Source organism: Terriglobales bacterium, assembly GCA_035624455.1.
Lineage (GTDB): Bacteria > Acidobacteriota > Terriglobia > Terriglobales > Acidobacteriaceae > DASPRM01.
Map to the genome: position 1 here is coordinate 13,011 of DASPRM010000151.1, position 17,849 is coordinate 30,859.

The window sequence follows — 17,849 nt, forward strand, 5'->3', positions numbered from 1 at the left end:
TCAGCAAAAACCACCCTCAGGAGTTATCCCTAACTGCTACCCTTCGTCCACGTCCATGCGGTCATGTGCCAGCCATTCGCGCTCTTTTGCAACGTGATCGTCAGGGTCGAGCCGGTTTCCTTCATGGCCTTGCCATTCTGCTTGTAGCTATAGCTCGCCGGTACGACCACATAGGCGCGATCGCCCACGATGTCCAGGTGTTTCGGAGCGCCGAGCGTGACTACTCCCTCCGTGATGCCGTTCTTGTTGGCGTCGGCGTCGAAGTCGCTAGCCCACTTGGCACAGGCCCCGGCGCCCTTCCACTGGTAAGGCGCGAATTCGTCGATGATGTAGGTCTCTTCGGCGCACGCTCCCAGCGCTGAATGAACGTCGCCCTTGTTGAAACCGTCTACGAATTGGTGGATAGGGGCCATGACGGCAGCCTTCTCTCCGGAGGGGCTCTGGGCGGCGGACGTTGAGGCAGTTTTGCCGGCGGATTTTGCGGGTGCCTGTGCGGCAGCCGCGAGCTGAACTCCCACAACCAGAGCCAGCACAACGAGCAATCTGTACATCTTCTTCTCTCTTTCTAATTTGAGGAATTTGCGGAAGCAATGTAGCAGCAATGGGCATGAGTAGCCAGGGAAGTTGCATCCTGCTCCCTGCTCAGCGCTCGAGCAATACGATTTCGGGCTCTAATTTACCGTTCTCAACTCGAACCCGCGCCACAGATACCGGTAACCGGAAGCGTCGCGGACCGGCGGCGCCGGGGTTGAGGTAGAGAATGCCGTCGCGTACCTCATGTTTCGGGACATGGGAATGGCCGCTGATCACGGCGGCGAATCCGGCAGCTTTGGGATTGAGATCCAGGGCCTGAAGATTGTGAAGCACGTAAATGAGAAGCCCGGAAAACTCTGCGACAGTGGTTTCCGGCAGGGTCTCGGCCCAGTGCTGAGTATCGATGTTGCCGCGAATGGCTGTGACTGGAGCGACTGCCTCAAGCGCGGGAAGGATCTCGGGGCCGCCGATATCGCCGGCATGGATGATGTGCTCACATCCGCAGAGAGCATCGAGAGCCTCAGAACGCAGCAGACCGTGTGTGTCGGAGATCACGCCGAGAGTGGGCACGGGGAAATCGGGTAAATTGTAATCGGGTGGTTTGCGGAGCAGTTAGCAGTTAGCAATCAGAAATCGGCACTCAGCATTCAGATTGCAAATGCTTCACGAGGCGCTGCATCTCAAATTGGAAATCGGCTGTTCAGAATAAAGGAATGCGCGGTTCGGCTGGGGAGAAGGCGACATGGCACGGACCAAGACAAGCAGGAGGGCCAGGACGACGACGAAAGGCAAGCGGTGGATAGCAGGCGTGAAGACCGTCTCAACCTATCCTCCCGAGGGGCTGTTCACTAAAGACGCCAGCACCATCGCACGCACACTAGCCTCAAAGAAGGTTTCGCCCAAGGGACCAGGTTCGGGAATGCGCATGTTGACGTACTTCATCAACCGCGCCGGCAAAGGCCTGAGCGCCAGCCGCCGCGCTGAACTGGAGAAGGCGAAGGCGCTGCTTCACAAGTGGGTGGAGGTGGAGAGAAAGAAAGGAGGCATTTGAAGATCGGGTGATCGGAGATCGGGTGATCGGATAAAAGCAGTGAGCAGTCCGCAGTCAGCGATCAGCCGTAATCGTAGAATCTGCTTCTTCGTCCCGCAAACGCAAGGTCCTTCGACTCGGGACTCGTATGGCTCGTCCCTCACGCGGATGACCGGGCCGCGGTACGTGGCTGGCGATTAACAACCAGCCGGAACAAGGTCCATTACCATCGGCCCGATTACCCGATCTAGAACTCCTGAGTCCTCTCCAGCCATGCCGCAATCTCTATAATTCACAATCATCTCTTAGATGGGAGCACACCCATGGCGGCGCCAACCTCTCCGCCTACCGAAGCGGCTTTTGACTGGAACACCTATCTGGAAGACTTCAGACTTGCCGGGCACCAGGCAGTGGACTGGATCACCGACTACCTGAAAAATGCGCGCGAGTACCCAGTCCTGCCGGCGGTGAAACCCGGTGAGCTGGTGGATGCCTTGCCTAAGTCCGCGCCCGAGCAGGGTGAGAGCTACGACGACATTCTGCGCGATTTCGAGGAAAAGATCCTGCCTGCGGTTACTCACTGGAACCATCCCCGGTTCCTGGCGTTTTTTCCCAACAGCGGATCGGCGCCCGCTATTGTCGGCGACATGCTAACTGCGGCACTGAACACCAATGGCCTCTACTGGAAAACCTCTCCGGCTCTAGCCGAGCTCGAACAAGTCACGTTGCGCTGGTTCGGCGATTGGATGGGCGTGCCTGCCAACTGGTTTGGGATGATCCACGATACGGCTTCGACGAGCAGCCTGCACGCCATCGCGGCGGCCAGGGAAATGGTCGATCCTGAAGCGCGAGTGCAAGGCAGCCGACCCGACCTGGTGCTGTACACCTCGGAGCAGTCCCATTCCTCGATCGAAAAGGATGCCATCGCGCTCGGGATAGGACAGAGCCATGTGCGCAAGATTCCCACGGACGCCGAATTCCGCATGCGACCGGAGGAACTGGGGGCCGCGATCGCGGAGGACCGCCGCGCCGGCCTGCGGCCTTTCTGCGTAGTAGCGACCGTCGGCACGACCTCGAGCACGAGCGTGGACCCAGTTGCTCCCATTGCCGAGATCGCCGAGCAGCACGGGCTTTGGCTACACGTGGATGCAGCTTACGCCGGGGTGGCGGCGATCCTGCCGGAGTATCGCTGGATTTTCGCAGGTCTCGAACGCGCTCACTCGCTGGTGGTCAATCCGCACAAGTGGTTGTTCGCTCCCATGGATCTGAGCACGTTCTATACGCGCCGGCCGGAGATTTTGCGGCGGGCCTTCTCTCTGGTGCCGGCGTACTTGACTTCGAAGGACGATCCTCGGGCAGTGAACCTGATGGACTATGGCATCCCTCTGGGGCGCCGGTTCCGGGCGCTGAAGTTCTGGTTTCTGCTGCGCTACTTCGGACGCGAACGGATTCAGCAGATCATGCGTGATCACATCCGCTCCGCCAAGCGGCTAGAAGAGTTGGTGCACGCCGACCCCCGCTTTGAAGTAGTGGCGCCGGTGCCATTCTCGGTCGTCTGCTTCCGTTATCGAGGCAGCGATGACGAAAACCGGAAGATTCTCGAGCGAGTGAATGCCGCGAGGCGGTTTTTCATTTCGCATACTTCGCTCGATGGGCGCATGGTGCTGCGTATTGCCATCGGAAACCTTGCAACAGCCTGGGACGATGTGGAGGAGTGCTGGAGGACAGTACAGGAAGCGGTAAACGGCAAGTTGTAAGTTGCAACGGAGACCTGGCAGTCCAGTGCTGAGCATTTTGCAGGCGAAGACGCGTCCAGGCCGCGCTCGACCTCCCACCTCTGGCCAGAGTGGGGACCCTCAAGTCACTCCTCGCAAGAGCCTTTTTCCGCGAACCGGTTGGATGGGGACGGGCGGGCCAACCTTCCCCCAACCCTTCCTGTGGTGCCCCCTTTCCTGAGCGTAGCGAAGGGTGGGTGGCAATCATATTGGCACCGCCGAGCTATTCTTGCCCGGCCGAGAGCGCCTCGCACGCGAGCCGTCCCGGAACAAGCCACCCTCTCTCGCGCATTCGGTGTCGCACATCACCGCCAACCGCTGAGTGTGCTGTTAACGTTTCAGTCAGTGCCATGGCGGGAACTGCGCAAACCCAGGTAGCAGAATTGCTCCGCGATCAACTCCCACGGATTATCGCCGGGACCTTCTTCGTGCTGGCGGCACTGGTGGCCTTTGCCATCGCGAGCATTCGACGAGCCAGCGGTGTGAAGTTCCTGGTTTGGCTGGCGGTTTGGACGGGCATATTCGGCATCAACGAACTGCTGGTAATCCCGGCGGTCGGAGATCTTCTTCCGCCTTGGTTGCGTGCGTTTTTGCATGTCTCCCTGTCGTACCTGGTCCTGGTGGCCGCCGCACTCGCGTTCCTCCAAGTCAGCGTCGGTGCACTTCGCGTTCTTGTCAAATTTCTCCTCGCAGCCGACATCCTAATCGCGGTTCTGGGGATCGGAGCCTTCCTTACCTCCGGCTCCGCAGATGCGTTCATGCCGATAAACAGCCTGCTGGCCGTGGTCGGCAGTACGGTGCTGTGTGTTGTGGTGCTGGTGCCACCGCTCTGGCGACGCTACCTGGTTCTTCCCCATCACAGGGTTCTGACGGTCGGCACGCTGGTATTTGCGGCCCAATCCGTATACGGAAACCTCTCAACCGCGTTTCAATACTCTTGTCCGGACATTCTCGGCTCATTGGGATTCGCGGCCTTTCTGTTGTCCTTTGGTTATACCGCCATGGACATGATCGTCTCCAACGAGCGCCGCCTGCTCTCCATCGACAACGAACTGGCCATCGCGCGCCAGTTGCAGCTCTCGATTCTGCCGTCCGGGGTGCCGCAAGCGAGCAAGCTCCGCGTGGCTGCTTCCTATTTGCCCATGACCTCGGTCGCAGGCGACTTTTACCAGTTCCTTCCTATGGATGATCACCACACTGGCTTCCTGGTGGCCGACGTCAGTGGTCATGGTGTGCCCGCCGCCCTGATCGCCTCGATGATTAAAACCGCGATGCACTCGATTGACGGTTGCGCCCAGCAACCCGCCGAGGTGCTACGCCGTCTTAGCACGGTCCTGTTCTCCGATCTTCGGGGGCAATTTGTCTCCGTCGCTTATCTATGGATCGACAGCGAGTCGAAAACCGCCACTTACTCCGCTGCCGGCCATCCGCCCCTCCTACTCTGGCGCGCCGTCGATCACGACCTCCTGCGCATCGAAAGTAATGGCCTGCTGTTGGGCGTCGTGCCCGAAGTCGAATTTCCTCAACGGAGCCTTCAGCTCGCTGCGGGCGACCGTATCCTGCTCTACACCGATGGAGTTACCGAGCCTGAGAACGAGGCAGGCGAAGCCTTCGGCGATCAGCGACTCGAGCAGGTCATCCGCGAGAACCAGTCAGGTTCCGCTGCCGAACTGTCAGAACATCTGGTCACGGAAATCCGTAGCTGGCAATCCGCTTCCGTCAACCAGCAGGATGACATCACCCTGGTCGTTATCGACGTGCTCTAGATGACCCATAGCCGCTAAAACTAGCCCTACCGCCGATCGTTTTTGACTAGCCTCAAGGCCTCCCTGCCCATTCATGCCAGGCGTTTCAGTGGATAATCATCCCATGGCCCAGCTGGAGCGGGAATTTTGTTCGGGGTTGGAGACGATGCAGCTTATATAGCGGAACACATCAGGGCGCGAGAGACGCAGTACCCCCACTACGACGAACGGGAGGTTGCTGAGGAGGAATCATCACATCACCTGATCCCGGAGGTCATGTCGAATAACTAGTGAAAAATGTCGACATTCCTGCTTATCAGCCCGACCCGACTGGTGGTGTTGTTTTGCTTCGCCTCCGGGCGCGATGCTACCATCCGCTGCATGACTAGAGCACTTTTGCCAATAGCAGCCATGTTCGCAATCATCGTCCAGGCAAGCGGACAAGGAAGTTCCAGCTCCAGCCCTGATGTGCCGGACAAACTCAAGGCGCCGGCCGGCGAGAATCTCATTTTGAAGGCGCAGGGGTCGGGGTCGCAGATTTACGTGTGCAAGCAACAAGCGGACAACAAGTTTGCCTGGACCCTGAAAGCGCCGGAGGCAGAACTTCGTGATGACCAGGGAAAAGTTATTGGACATCATTACGCCGGGCCCGCCTGGAAGCATGCCGATGACAGCGAGGTCACAGGGAAAGCCATCGCCCGCGTTGATTCACCCAATTCCGACTCAATTCCCTGGCTGTTGGTTAGCGCTGTCGGCCATTCCGGAAACGGTGTGTTCACCCCTGTCACTACCATCCAGAGGATTAACACCAAGGGTGGTCAGCCACCGGCGGCGACCGAATGCGATGTCTCCAGGAAAAATACCGAAGTGAAAAGTAGCTATACGGCAGACTACTACTTCTACGCGCCAGCTAAGTAGTCGAGGCAACGTCCCCACGCCAGCAGCATGCGAAACACCATCCGAAGGTGCAGAACGCAATGCAAGGGTGGCCCGTCCTTCCGCCCTCGTCTAGCGAAGGCTGGGAGGCAAGGCAGCACCCAGGTTCCCCACTCCACTTACTGAATTGTGAGCTTAACGTTGTCGATCCATTCGTTGAAGGTAAGGGGCGATCCGGCCGTATCCAGTTGCCACTGCACGCCCATATCCTCGCTCCAGCCCGCGGGTAGGGGACCGGAGGGCTCGGCTATGTTCACTGTATGCTGGATTCCGTCCAGCGTCAGTGAATCGTAGTGCATCCGCCTGTCAGAGGTTCGATGTACCTCCCAGAGGATGTGGTGCCAGACCTTGGGCTTGAATGGCCGGCAACTGACCGGAATTGTCACCCACCTGGCTGCGCCCGCGTTCCACACATTCCATCGACCGGTGGTGTATACGCACTGGCTCCCGAACATGTACTCGGTCCCGCCAACAAACTGGAAGATGTCGTACTCCAATGCCTGAGCGCCTAGAGAGGCCTCATCCAGGTAGACCCAGAAGTCCCACGTAAAGTGGGTCGCCCAATCCTGAGCGCCTAGCTTCTCCCAGAAGAGGACATCCGAGAACGGCTTGCTGGCAGAAATGTAGAGCTGAGTGCCGCTTCCATCCCGTGAGGGGGTGGTTTGGAACTGGGCCATCCAGTAGACGTCGGCCTCGTTCGCGCCGCCCGCACACGTCGTGCATGAGCCCCAACCCGCACTGTTGTCGTCAATGTTGGAATAGGTTTTCCTGCGGCTGACTTGGCCTTGAGCCGTGGCAAGAAACGTGGTCAGCAAAATCGAAAGGATCACACCCCTCTTCACGATCGCGTCTCCTGGATTGGAATTGGCCGAAGTGCGGACCGCGACAGCGGGGTGCAAGCGTACAGCATCCTGGAACGCAAAGAGGCGGAGAGTACTCTGGCCTGGAGTGGCCACAAATTAACCGATGGATAAATGACCGGTCAATCAAAAACGGCGCGCAGAGACCGAAAAAGGCACGCCGTGCCATGCCCAGTAAGTGGAGGTCGGGTGCTTTCGCGACGTATTTGTTGGGCAGCCTACATTCGCTTGATTGACACTTTGTCTCTCGAGGAGTAGTTTTGCGCCCCTCAGTTCCCAACAACTAAGGAGAGCAACATGCGAGTGCGACTGGCGCTTTATGCAGTAGCAGTGTGTCTCGGTCTCGGCTCAGTGGCTACGGCCCAGGATGCAGTGAAGGTTGATCCCAAGCATTACACCGTGGTGAGCGAAAACGATCAGGTGCGGATTCTGAAAGCGCACTATGGTGCGCACGAGAAGTCGGTCATGCACAGCCATCCGGCCACGGTTGCAGTATTCCTCACCGACGGTAAGGGGCAGTTCACCTTGCCTGATGGGAAAAAGCAGCCCTTCACCACCAAGGCCGGCGACGCGCAATACAACGCCGCGACCACGCACCTCCCCGAGAACACCGGTGACACCGGGTTCGATGTGATCGTGGTCGAACTGAAAGGCACTGCCGGCAAGCCTGCGAAGGCCGCGCCAAAGCAAGCCTCAGGAGGGCTTTAGAAAGAGGGATCGTGCTATTAGCGCCCGAAGACTGCCCCACCACTCAAGCCAAAAGAAGGCTTGAGTGGCCGCCCACCTAGCCGCGATCTCGACTTCGGCCACTTCAGGAGGTCCCAGCTTAGCGTCGAAAGAAAGGACGCGATCCCGGGCCAGCCACTTTTTTCAGACCTGGGCTGGGACACCCTCCAGTCTCTACTTCATCCCGCGTTTCCAATTGCGTACAGGAAGTCCACGTACGAAGCCACGGCGCCGTCCATACCCTGAATTTTCGGATTCGCAGACTCGATCACGTAATACTCATCGGGCGCGTGCGCGCCACTGCCGTGTCCCAGGCCGAAGTGCCCGGCAGGCAGGCGCAGCGGATCCCCAGTGAAGACATACCCCGGCCAGGAGCCGGCGTTGCGCGGCAGCATCACCGGTTCGATCCCGCCGTGGCGGTACACGGCAGTTTCAGTGCGGATGAGCGCCGAATCCGCGGGAGTGCTGGTGGGATCGTAGCCACCGCTCATATTGACCTCGATATCGCCGAAACCACGCTTGGCGAGATGTGCTTTCAGTGCCGCCAGTGCTTCCGCGGCCGTCATGTCGGGCACCAGGCGCATGTCAATCTTCGCCACTGCTCTGCCGGGAAGAATTGTCTTACCGCCCGGTCCGGTATAGCCGCCCACCAGCCCTTCGATATTGATCGTCGGACGCGACACGAGCATCTCCAGAGCTTGCTCCCAGCTCACATCGTTAATCCAGTGCTGCACGCCCAGCGACTTCTTGGCAGCAGCTTCATCCAGCCGTTGCGCAGCTTTCGCGACCATCGCTTTCTCTTCTGGGGAAATGGGACGAGCCTTGGCCGCGAATCCCTCGACCACGGGAGTGTTGCCATCAGGCGAGACCAGCGTCACCAGCGCCTCCACCAGGTGCCAGGCTGGACTATCGACGCGAGCTTTGTTGCTGGAGTGGATGTCGCGCCGCGGGCCGCGGCCCCAGCGTTCGCCGCTTGAGACCAATTCCAGTTCGACTACGCCCTTCGCGCCCAGCGTCATCAGCACCTGCCCATCGAGTCCCTGCGAAGCCGACGGCATGAAGATGCCGCTGCAGTTCTTAAGCGCAGCCAGCACCTCCGGACGGCGCACGATCTGCGGAAAATGCGGCGAGCCGATCTCTTCTTCCCCTTCGGCGACCAGCACCAGATTTACCGGCAGCTTGTCGCCGGCGCCGCGGATGGCATGCAGGGCCGCCAGAAACGAGGCCTCGGGCCCCTTTTGATTGACCGCTCCGCGACCCACCACTACCTTGCCCAAGCCTGGTTTATCAACCAGCGCCGCATCCCAGGGTGGCGAGGACCATTCCGCCGGATCCACCTGCTTTACGTCGTACATAAAATAAACACCAAGCGTGCGGGGAGCGCCGGCGTCAAGAATGGCGAAGATTCCCGGCTGGCCATCGGTCGGAACCTTGCTGACCTGGCCGAAGCCGGCGTCGCGCAGCATCTGCATGGTCAGCTCGCATCCTTCGTTGACTCCACGATTCTCAGCCGCAATTGAGGGCTGGTGGATCCAGGTCTGCAGACGGCGCAGCGACTCCTCGTGGCGCTTCTCGATTTCTTTGCGGATGGCGTCCATGTCAGGAGCACTGGCCGCCGCTTGCGCCCATTGGGGCATGGATATCGCCATCGCCGTTGCCGCCGTGGTTGCGACTGCTCCCTGCAGGAAAGCCCGACGGCTGGCTGGTTCGAGGTCGAGGGGGGACTCTCCCGCCCGCGCTGGCTGGGCTTGATCGATAGCTTGCTTTTCAGGAGATTTCAGATTCTCATCCGGCATTCGACATGTCTCTCCGCAAAAATGAATTGGAACCACCTGTCATTTGACCCAAAACATGGTAATCGCCAGGAATCCGCAGTTCTTGTGTTGGCTGAAAGCTGATTAGTTTTCTTCCAGTCGCCGCATGAACCTTGCCATGCTCACGAAGGCCCGGCCCACTGTTCCCCGTCCGATCTCGATCACCTTGCCATCGCCATTCTGCTGCCACGCGCGTACCCGCATCTGGTAGAAGCGACCGTCGAACGATTCCATAACCGCTTCGGCTTTGACTTCAGTTCCCAACTTAGTTGCGGCCACATGATCGACACGAATTGAGGTGCCGACAGTGATCTCGTCGGCTTCGGCATACGGCTGGAGAGCCTGAAAGCAGGCGAGCTCCATCATTTCGATCATGTTGGGAGTCGAGAGTACCGGAGGCAGCCTGGGATGACGATGGGTGAGCGTGTCCTCTGGCCCTATCGTCTTGCTAACCTCGGCGCGCGCTCCAACGGGAACAGGTCTGGACATAGCGGAAATCTGGCAATCGGGCAAATGGTAACCGGGTAAATTGAAAACCAGCTCTGCAGCAAGTCCCAGCAATCAGTCGAGGTCGAGCTCGCGTGGAGGAACTTCAGATCCCTCGCGGACAAAACGCTCCGCTGGATATGCCGTGACGCCTCTATGCAGCAATCGCGCGTCGCTGGCGCTCGCATTCGATCCCGTCCAAGGCGGCCCATAGCGCTTGCGCAGTGCTTTCGGCAGCGGAAAGCGCCTGTACCGCCTGCTCCGGCTCGTGCTCAATGAGCCCGGAGAGCGCCTCCTTCCATACCCTGGAGTGATAAACGTCAGCTCCGGTGTGGAGTGTGAAGTACCTGCAGGTGCGAGCGTCGGCGCCATAACGGTCTCGGAGTCCAGCCGCCTTTTCCCTGGCTACCCGCGGCACCTGCGATTCGTAGGCGTAAAACGCGGCCAGTGCTTCCGCCGGGCTGGCTTCCGACGCCAACCGACGGAAGTGCGCAACCAGGCCTCGGACTTCTTTCACAGGCTGCGCGCGGCGCGTTGCATCACGATCCGCTCCCATGCCTACGGCAAAATCCAGCCATAGTTCGGCGTGCGATGGCGACTTGGCATCGCCATCCAGGCCTTCTTCGTCACAAAGATTGCGCAAGACGGCACGGCGCAACTTCCCATCCTCCAGACGCGAATACAACTGCGCCAGGTAAGTGGGGAACGCCGCCACATGATGATAGTAATGACCGGCATACTCTCGCAGATCCTGGGCGCTCAACTCACCCGCCGCCCATGCACGATAAAACGGATGGCAAAGCAGGTCGTATTTTGCAATCCGCTTTTCCAGCTCTTGCCAAAATTCCTGGAGTTCCACCGTCACCTCACCGAAATTTGATTTCAAGATTACCCGACCAGCATTTACCCGCTAATCCAACACCCGCGACACTATACGGGAAGCCCCTTCCTCCTCACAAGCCTGCCGGCCGTTGCTAGAATAAGGATGTCGCGATGTGGGCAAGCAACTTCTGACCCTGTCATCACGAGTCCGCTCGGGCGGCCGAGGGATCTGAAGTCTTGAGCTAGCGACCAGCGTGCATTATGCCCTTCACGGAAAAATATGATGTGGTGGTGGTTGGCGCAGGCCACGCAGGTTGCGAGGCGGCCATGGCGGCCGCGCGCATGGGTTTGAAGACGGCGCTTTACACCCTTAACGTCGATCTTATCGCTCAGATGTCCTGCAATCCCGCCGTGGGCGGCATCGCCAAGGGACATCTGGTACGCGAAGTCGATGCCCTGGGGGGCATCATGGGAGAGGTCACGGATGCGGTCGGAATTCAGTTCCGACTGCTCAATACCTCGCGCGGACCCGCGGTGTGGTCGCCGCGTGCACAGTGCGACAAGCAAGCGTACCGGCTGAAGATGCGCGAGGTACTGGAATCGCAGGCCAATCTGAAGATCAAACAGGCCGAGGTTGCGGATCTCATCATAGAAGACTCCGCGGAACAGCGGCGAGTGGCGCGGGGCATCAAGCTGCGCGACGGACGCACCGTGCTGGCTTCTGCCGTGATCATTACTACCGGGACGTTTCTAAACGGTCTGATCCACTGCGGGGAGCAGCAATATCCCGCCGGGCGTAGCGGCGAGCCGCCCTCGCAATTGCTGGGGGAATCATTGCGCCGGCTGGGATTCCGCGTGGTCCGCCTGAAGACCGGAACCCCACCGCGTCTCGATGGCCGCACCATAGACTGGTCACGATTCCAAACTCAGCCCGGCGATCCCGATCCCACTCCTTTCAGCTTCCGTACCCGCCGGGTTGCGCATCACGACGCGCAGGTGCCTTGCTACATCGCTTTCACTACCCCAGAGACGCACCGAGTTATCCGCGAAAATGTCCACCGCTCGCCCATGTACAGCGGGCAGATTAAAAGTATCGGGCCGCGATATTGTCCGTCGATCGAGGACAAGATCGTCAAGTTTGCCGACAAGGAAACGCATCAACTGTTTCTCGAGCCGGAAGGCCTGAAAACCCATGAGATCTACGTCAATGGCATGAGCACCTCGCTGCCCGCGGACGTGCAGGCGGCGATGGTCGCCAGCGTGCCGGGGCTGGAAAACGCCGAGATGCTGCGCCCGGGCTACGCCATCGAGTACGACTCGGTGGACCCGACCGAACTCATGCGTACGCTTGAGACCAAGAAGATTGCCAGGCTTTACCTTGGCGGGCAGATCAATGGCACCAGCGGTTACGAAGAAGCCGCGTGCCAGGGAATCATGGCGGGGATCAACGCTGCTCTTGCGGTCGAAGGCAAGCCGCCATTGGTCCTCGATCGCACCGAGGCTTACACCGCGATTCTGATTGACGACCTCATCTCGAAGGGCACCAACGAACCCTACCGCATGTTCACCTCGCGGGCAGAGTTTCGCCTTCACCTGCGCATCGATAATGCCGACCGCCGGCTCACACCCTATGGCCGCCGTGTCGGCCTCATTTCCGATGTTGCCTGGGCCGATTACCAGGCCAAACAGGAGCGGGCTTCGGCGCTCAAGCAAGTGCTGGAACGCACGCGCTTCACTCGTGAGATGTTGGAGCGGATAGTCGATGAAGAGAAGGCGAGTGGTCATCCTGAGCGAGGCACGAGTGAGCCGACGAGTCCTGAGTCGCAGGACCTTGCGCTCCTGGAACTCGATGCCTCGCCTCCCGGCGCTATTCCGAGAAAGGAGAACGGACTCAGCACCCTGCTAGGGGCTCCGCTCGCCCAGGCTCTGCGCCGCCCCGATCTCACCATCCAGTGCCTGGTGCCGATCATCCGCGAGCTCCTGCCTGGATTCTTTGAGTCTGGGGACAACGGAGCCGCACCAGATTCTTCCTGGTCGTCACCTTCTCAAACGGATTCGAGCCTGCGGTCGCAGGTCCGCAACGAGCTCAAGTCGGTGGAGACGGAAATTAAGTACGCCGGCTACCTGGAGCAGCAGCAGAAAGCCATCGAGCGGCTGAAGCGAGCCGAACAACGGGGAATCCCGGAATGGTTCGATTACGCCACCGTCAGCGGTTTATCGCGAGAGATGAAAGAGAAGCTGCAACGCGTCCGTCCTGAGACCATCGGCCAAGCCAGCCGCATTCCCGGAGTTACGCCCGCCGCGGTGTCCCTAATCAATGTGTATATCGAGATTCAGGCCCGGAAAGCAGCAGGCACGAAAACCGTAAACGTGTGACTTGCAATCGGGCATTAGCTCGGCGGCGCCAACATGATTGCCACCCACCCTTCACTACGCTCAGGAGTGGGGCACCCACAGTATTGGTTGTGGGAGAGGGTGGGGCACGGGGCAGTTTCCATTCACAGTACATGCTGCGAATTGACCTACGGGATTTGGTAGAGCTCGCTTAATCCAACAACTGGTCACGCTCTGTCCAATCTCTGTCCCCGCCAAAACATGCTCGGCCCCGGCAAGCCCTGCTCGTTAAATACGAGGATCTGAAACGCATCCTTGCAGGATGGAAGCACTGGCGAGATCCCAAATTCGGAGCCATCCCCAGGCTCTCAGATAGTCGTCCCTAGAGCCTTCTATCTATCCCCTGGCTCCGCATGTGCATCCCACATATGCGGTCTGCGTAGCCATTGGGTCGCCGAACTGCGATGAGGCTTTTGGAGTTCGGATCATCGAGTCTGTCTAGTATCTATTGATCGTGAAGGATAGAGTGGTCGGGAACAATGGCCAGTCGGGAGGCATGATGCAGGGAAGAAAGTTCGGAACAATCGCGGAGAGTATCGCATTGATTGTTATGCTTGGCACGTCGTGGCACGCGATAGCACAGGATGCTAAAGCAGCTTATCCGAGCATGGCTCCGGTGGAGCAATATCTGATGGAGGACCGCAATTCTGAAATCACGCTGGCGCGGAGTGCGGCGCCAGAGTCCATCTCACGCGATGCTGAGGTCCTGGTTCTTGGACGTCACGGATACGAAACGGCGATAAAAGGGAAGAATGGTTTCGTGTGCATCGTGGAACGTTCCTGGACTGCTCCCATCGATGACCCGAATTTCTGGAATCCCAAGATACGCGGTCCGATCTGCTTTAATGCGGCAGCCGCACGTTCCTATCTTCCACGAACCATCCAGAAGACGGACTTGATACTGGCTGGACACACGAAAGCTCAGATGGTTGAGGCCATTACAGCCGCAATCGAGAAAAACGAATTGCCGGCGATGGAACCCGGTGCTATGTGCTACATGCTGTCAAAGCAGGGCTATTTGAGCGATCGCGACGGACACTGGCATCCCCACCTCATGTTTTTCTCTTCACAAACTGATCCCGCAGCATGGGGAGCAGATCTGCCGGGCTCGCCTATCCTTGTCGTCAATGGCACTTGGGAGCGCCTGACTACCTTCCTGGTTCCGGTTCGAGCGTGGTCGGACGGAACGCCTGATCGCTAACGACCCTGTGAAGGAGGATCTGTTCGCGGCGCCGACGCCGGGGAAGGCGCTTCTCTCCCAGTCTTCACCAAAAAGAGCGAAGGGACGGGCCATCCGTCCCGAACCCTTACTCCCGCGGTAACGGGATGTCAATTGGAGTTGACACTTGAGGGGCGAATGCGAGTGAGGGGGCTTGACAGGGTTGAGGCGGAGTCGAGATAGAAGGCAGGTGAGGAAGAGCACGAGACATGAGGCATGGGCCAGCGAACTACCCCACTCAAGCCAAAAGAGGGCTTGAGTGGGCCCCCCGGCCCGCTCGAAGGATGGGTGGCAATCATGTCCGCACCGCCAAGTTGACTTTCGGCCAACTGCTCAACGTAACCGCGCCCGATTCCCTCAAAGCATACCCACGATGGCTGCTTCAACGTCAATTCTCCGGCCATCTCGGCCCGTGCGCTGCGCAGCCGAGAAAGCAGATGGTGAGAGTCAGGAAATGGGATGGCCGGGTCTGCTGATACCGCTTCCGATGTCGCGGCATGGCACCGTGATTCTTTCCCACCCTTCGCTGCGCTCAGGATGGGGCACCCACATTTTGAGTTATGCCAGCAAATGGGTGGGCCACCCGTCCGGAGTGCTTCCTGACTTGCCTCCAGGATATGGAGTGGACGACTTCATAAAAGCTGGGGGAAAATCGGCAGCTGCTGCGTATGCAATTAACCGAGGACTCATCGTGCCACTGCGGTCCTCCATTTATCGTGGGATACTAGAGGGCACTGAAACTGTAGCTTCCGGTACGTTGGCGGTGGACTTTTTTGTGAGGACGGTACAAGGTGCTTGGGCGGAGGCGAAAGCTATTCGAAGCGGAACATGTCATTGAAGACGCATCCGAACGATAGAAAGCGGCTAATTCTGACCGCACTCGCGGCGGCAATAGTCATTATGCTTGTCGTCAGTAGCCTCGCGATTTTTGTTCCTTTTCAGGCTACGACGAGAGTTGAAGGAAAGTGGGTTCGATTCGGACTCGTAAGCATTGCGTTGCTTGCTTACTCAATTGCGACTTATTGGAAACTACGAAAATCATTAACTTTCTGGGCTGTATTTCTGGGGTATCTTGCTATTCACATGCTGGGCGTAGGCTATTTCTTCTATTTCGGTAGAGGACTCCCCCTTCTACTGTTTGGACCCATCTGTGGCATCGAATGGGCATTGATGGCGTTAATCGTTTACTGGATATTGGGCGTTGGGCCCTCCAGGGTATCCTTGGACCTCTGAGGTCCCGTAACTGCGCGGGGTGTATCACTTTTCCCCTCTATATAAGCCTATCCCCCCAGCTGATTGACGGGATAGGCTTATAGGGAGGGGAAAAGTGATACACCCGGCGGGCCTGGCGGCGGTCGATCCCGGCAATCCCCAGACCTGGAACCGATATGCGTACGCGTTGAACAACCCGACGAACGAAGTTGATCCCGACGGGCTCGATCCAATGAGGCCGGATTGCGGAACGGATGCGCAATGTTGGAAAAACTACAGTAATGCTATGAGCCAATATTACGCTGGAGCCAGTGCGTTTATGCCGGGAAATCATCCGCCTTTAGACCCATTCTCGCTGCTGGATTTGCTCGTCCCGGATTCTGAGGGTGTTCTTGGTCACTGCCTTGGGTGTACGGATGCGTTCCTTGCCTCAGGTCCGCTATTCGGTCCCGGATCAAGATTCGGGAACTTTAACGGCGCAAACAACGGGTTCACTCTCGGCATCCGTGCACCCGGCCAAACCTGGACGCAGTGTATGGCTGCGAATGCGAATACCTACAGCATTGGCGGAGCTACCGAGCTTACGGTAAACGTTGCGACAGGTACCAACAGCAACATCAGCCAAACGACTAGCATTGTGACGGGCAACGGAATAACGGGCCTGATCTTCGAGGGGCCTGGTGCTGGCGATTTCATCTCCGCAGCTGGCAGCGGTGCGGGATCAGCACTTACCTACGGCAGACGCACATCGAACATCATGTCTCTGAACTTGGCGGGAAGTGGCGGCCTTCCCCAGGCACTCGGGTCAACGGGCGCACAGGGCTTCTTCCAAACCGCAGGCAAGTGGCTAAATCTCGGATTAGACGAGGCGGAGAAGTTTGCCGTCGATGCGGGATTAGCTGGCGCTGAGGCGTTCAATTGCGCGATTCACAGGTGACGAATGAGCCAAAATCCAACAGCTACAGAGCAGGTGAAATCAGGATTCCGCCGCGCGTTCGGATGGATATTAGGGTGTGCTTGGTTTGGGCTGGTGATCTGGGGAATCACCAACGTCTTCGGAACCGAGGCAAACTTTTCGGAGGGTCACCATCCTTCCCGAGCCTTGGGATACGTGCTCCTCGGCGTGGCTGGCGTGATCTTCGCTGCGACGGCGAACCGCTGGAAAAGAGTATTCCCCGGAATCATGCTTGCGGCTACGCTTGGAGCTTTGCTGGAACTAGAGCAGGGGCACGCTATTAATAATCCCTCTGTGCTGATTCCTCGTTGGATTGCGCTCGTCCAGCTTGTGGTGATCGCCGTTGTTACTGCCCTATCGTTCACGTTCAAGAAGCGCCCGCTCAACATCGTAGATCGCATTGCGCTGTTAGCTTTTGCTGCTTCAATTTTCGTGGGAGGGGACGAGGCAACACGACAAGAACTTCCGCTCGCCCTGATCATCGGCGGTGTTTGCGTACTGGCCGCGTGGGCATATAACCGTGTGCGTCGGCGGCCTCAAGGTAGTTCGTCCCATCCCGACCATGTGCTGGCTTAATGGAGAAAACGACCAAGCGACAGATTCGGAGCGGGCTTCGCTTGGGTGTCGGCGCAGGTGGGTTTCTCATCGCGGCAATACTCATTGGAAACGGAGGAGACCGGATTATCGCGTCAGCAGGGTCCCACCAGATTCCGTGGTTAGGTTGGGCTGAACTGGTGATTGCTGCGGCGATTCTGCTCCTAACGGCACAGGTGTGGTTTTTGGTGCTGGGCGGATACATGCTCTTCGGTGCCATCAAAGGGCTTTTCCTTTTCGCAACCGGCAGCTTTCCCTCTCATGGATTCTCAACCCGCCTGGAGCCGCTTGGGATAGCAGTTTATGGCGTAGCAACTCTTGCGCTTCTGTACCGGTTTTCTCAAAATCCCCCGACGGTTCTGGATAGAGTGGCCCTGACCGTCTTCCTGTTCTGTTTCGTGATCCCATGGATGGGTCCGAGTTCCGCCCTGTCATGGTCGCAGATGATCGGACTGGCAGTTCTCCTAGCCTCTTGGGGTATATCTCGTTGGCGGTCACCGCATGATCCCGAATGTAATGCACATGGGGTGAAAGCCTAAGTGACTCGTGTCGGCATTGCCGGAGCTGTCCTTTAGGTTGTGCATCCCGTTCCTGAGTCCGGGTGAGCCGCGCCGATAGCGTCGCCCCGTCACCCGCGCCAAGCGCGTGCATGCGGTTGCCGATTCCGTAATCGCTTCCGGCCACGCTCCTGGCTCCCGCTCCCACCAGCACCGATACCTACCCCCTACCGCCCAAAGCCCGCGCCGT

Annotated in this window: 16 protein-coding genes; 9 read left to right on the plus strand and 7 right to left on the minus strand. The window is 58.6% G+C overall.

All coding sequences use genetic code 11. The features are described from left to right. Nucleotides 1–29 precede the first annotated feature (29 nt). Both VEG30_16830 and VEG30_16835 read right to left on the minus strand, forming a co-directional pair. A complete protein-coding gene (locus VEG30_16830) occupies nt 30–551 on the minus strand; it encodes a hypothetical protein (GenBank protein HXZ81595.1) in 522 nt (173 codons plus the stop codon). Nucleotides 552–642: 91 nt separating this feature from the next. Then, nucleotides 643–1,104 (minus strand): metallophosphoesterase family protein, encoded by a 462-nt coding sequence (locus VEG30_16835; protein HXZ81596.1) that lies wholly within the window; start codon nt 1,102–1,104, stop codon nt 643–645. 238 nt (nt 1,105–1,342) lie between these two features. On the opposite strand from VEG30_16835, the gene VEG30_16840 reads away from it, so the two are divergent. The 4 genes from VEG30_16840 (at nt 1,343) to VEG30_16855 (ending at nt 6,002) form a co-directional block, all read left to right on the plus strand. Continuing rightward, on the plus strand, nt 1,343–1,585 hold the full coding sequence (locus tag VEG30_16840) for a DUF3175 domain-containing protein (protein HXZ81597.1): 243 nt from the start codon (nt 1,343–1,345) through the stop codon (nt 1,583–1,585). A gap of 302 nt (nt 1,586–1,887) precedes the next feature. After that, a complete protein-coding gene (locus VEG30_16845; protein ID HXZ81598.1) occupies nt 1,888–3,321 on the plus strand; it encodes a pyridoxal-dependent decarboxylase in 1,434 nt (477 codons plus the stop codon). A 368-nt stretch (nt 3,322–3,689) separates the two neighbouring features. Beyond that, complete coding sequence (locus tag VEG30_16850) at nt 3,690–5,105, plus strand: PP2C family protein-serine/threonine phosphatase (GenBank protein ID HXZ81599.1); 1,416 nt, start codon at nt 3,690–3,692, stop codon at nt 5,103–5,105. A 276-nt stretch (nt 5,106–5,381) separates the two neighbouring features. After that, on the plus strand, nt 5,382–6,002 hold the full coding sequence (locus VEG30_16855; GenBank protein ID HXZ81600.1) for a DUF3455 domain-containing protein: 621 nt from the start codon (nt 5,382–5,384) through the stop codon (nt 6,000–6,002). A gap of 137 nt (nt 6,003–6,139) precedes the next feature. Here VEG30_16855 and VEG30_16860 read toward each other — a convergent pair whose 3' ends face one another. After that, the gene (locus VEG30_16860; protein ID HXZ81601.1) at nt 6,140–6,862 is read right to left on the minus strand and encodes a hypothetical protein; all 723 of its coding nucleotides are present in this window, start codon (nt 6,860–6,862) and stop codon (nt 6,140–6,142) included. 315 nt (nt 6,863–7,177) lie between these two features. On the opposite strand from VEG30_16860, the gene VEG30_16865 reads away from it, so the two are divergent. After that, entirely contained in the window at nt 7,178–7,588 is a 411-nt protein-coding gene (locus VEG30_16865) for a hypothetical protein (protein HXZ81602.1), read from the plus strand. 197 nt (nt 7,589–7,785) lie between these two features. Here VEG30_16865 and VEG30_16870 read toward each other — a convergent pair whose 3' ends face one another. From VEG30_16870 to VEG30_16880, 3 genes are all read right to left on the minus strand, one after another. Continuing rightward, on the minus strand, nt 7,786–9,402 hold the full coding sequence (locus tag VEG30_16870) for a M20/M25/M40 family metallo-hydrolase (protein ID HXZ81603.1): 1,617 nt from the start codon (nt 9,400–9,402) through the stop codon (nt 7,786–7,788). 102 nt (nt 9,403–9,504) lie between these two features. Continuing rightward, nucleotides 9,505–9,909 carry a hotdog domain-containing protein gene (locus VEG30_16875; protein HXZ81604.1) on the minus strand — a complete coding sequence of 135 codons (405 nt, stop codon included), beginning with the start codon at nt 9,907–9,909 and terminating at the stop codon, nt 9,505–9,507. 151 nt (nt 9,910–10,060) lie between these two features. After that, entirely contained in the window at nt 10,061–10,765 is a 705-nt protein-coding gene (locus VEG30_16880) for a CADD family putative folate metabolism protein (protein HXZ81605.1), read from the minus strand. Between the two features lie 224 nt (nt 10,766–10,989). Between VEG30_16880 and mnmG the strand changes: the two genes are divergently transcribed. From mnmG to VEG30_16900, 4 genes are all read left to right on the plus strand, one after another. After that, nucleotides 10,990–13,104, plus strand: a complete 2,115-nt coding sequence (mnmG, locus tag VEG30_16885) for a tRNA uridine-5-carboxymethylaminomethyl(34) synthesis enzyme MnmG (protein HXZ81606.1) — start codon at nt 10,990–10,992, stop codon at nt 13,102–13,104. 484 nt (nt 13,105–13,588) lie between these two features. Continuing rightward, nucleotides 13,589–14,323 carry a hypothetical protein gene (locus tag VEG30_16890; GenBank protein HXZ81607.1) on the plus strand — a complete coding sequence of 245 codons (735 nt, stop codon included), beginning with the start codon at nt 13,589–13,591 and terminating at the stop codon, nt 14,321–14,323. 1,765 nt (nt 14,324–16,088) lie between these two features. Beyond that, entirely contained in the window at nt 16,089–16,490 is a 402-nt protein-coding gene (locus VEG30_16895) for a hypothetical protein (GenBank protein HXZ81608.1), read from the plus strand. 3 nt (nt 16,491–16,493) lie between these two features. Beyond that, a complete protein-coding gene (locus VEG30_16900) occupies nt 16,494–17,084 on the plus strand; it encodes a hypothetical protein (GenBank protein ID HXZ81609.1) in 591 nt (196 codons plus the stop codon). Nucleotides 17,085–17,596: 512 nt separating this feature from the next. Here VEG30_16900 and VEG30_16905 read toward each other — a convergent pair. Continuing rightward, nucleotides 17,597–17,849 (minus strand): hypothetical protein (locus VEG30_16905; protein ID HXZ81610.1); only part of this gene is annotated, 253 nt, incomplete at its 5' end.

Coding starts and splice junctions, on each gene's coding strand:
- VEG30_16830 (HXZ81595.1), bottom strand. CDS start 551: ATGTACAGATTGCTCGTTGTGCTGGCTCTGGTTGTGGGAGTTCAGCTC.
- VEG30_16845 (HXZ81598.1), top strand. CDS start 1,888: ATGGCGGCGCCAACCTCTCCGCCTACCGAAGCGGCTTTTGACTGGAAC.
- VEG30_16850 (HXZ81599.1), top strand. CDS start 3,690: ATGGCGGGAACTGCGCAAACCCAGGTAGCAGAATTGCTCCGCGATCAA.
- VEG30_16855 (HXZ81600.1), top strand. CDS start 5,382: ATGTCGACATTCCTGCTTATCAGCCCGACCCGACTGGTGGTGTTGTTT.
- VEG30_16865 (HXZ81602.1), top strand. CDS start 7,178: ATGCGAGTGCGACTGGCGCTTTATGCAGTAGCAGTGTGTCTCGGTCTC.
- VEG30_16870 (HXZ81603.1), bottom strand. CDS start 9,402: ATGCCGGATGAGAATCTGAAATCTCCTGAAAAGCAAGCTATCGATCAA.
- VEG30_16875 (HXZ81604.1), bottom strand. CDS start 9,909: ATGTCCAGACCTGTTCCCGTTGGAGCGCGCGCCGAGGTTAGCAAGACG.
- mnmG (HXZ81606.1), top strand. CDS start 10,990: ATGCCCTTCACGGAAAAATATGATGTGGTGGTGGTTGGCGCAGGCCAC.
- VEG30_16895 (HXZ81608.1), top strand. CDS start 16,089: ATGGCTGCGAATGCGAATACCTACAGCATTGGCGGAGCTACCGAGCTT.
- VEG30_16900 (HXZ81609.1), top strand. CDS start 16,494: ATGAGCCAAAATCCAACAGCTACAGAGCAGGTGAAATCAGGATTCCGC.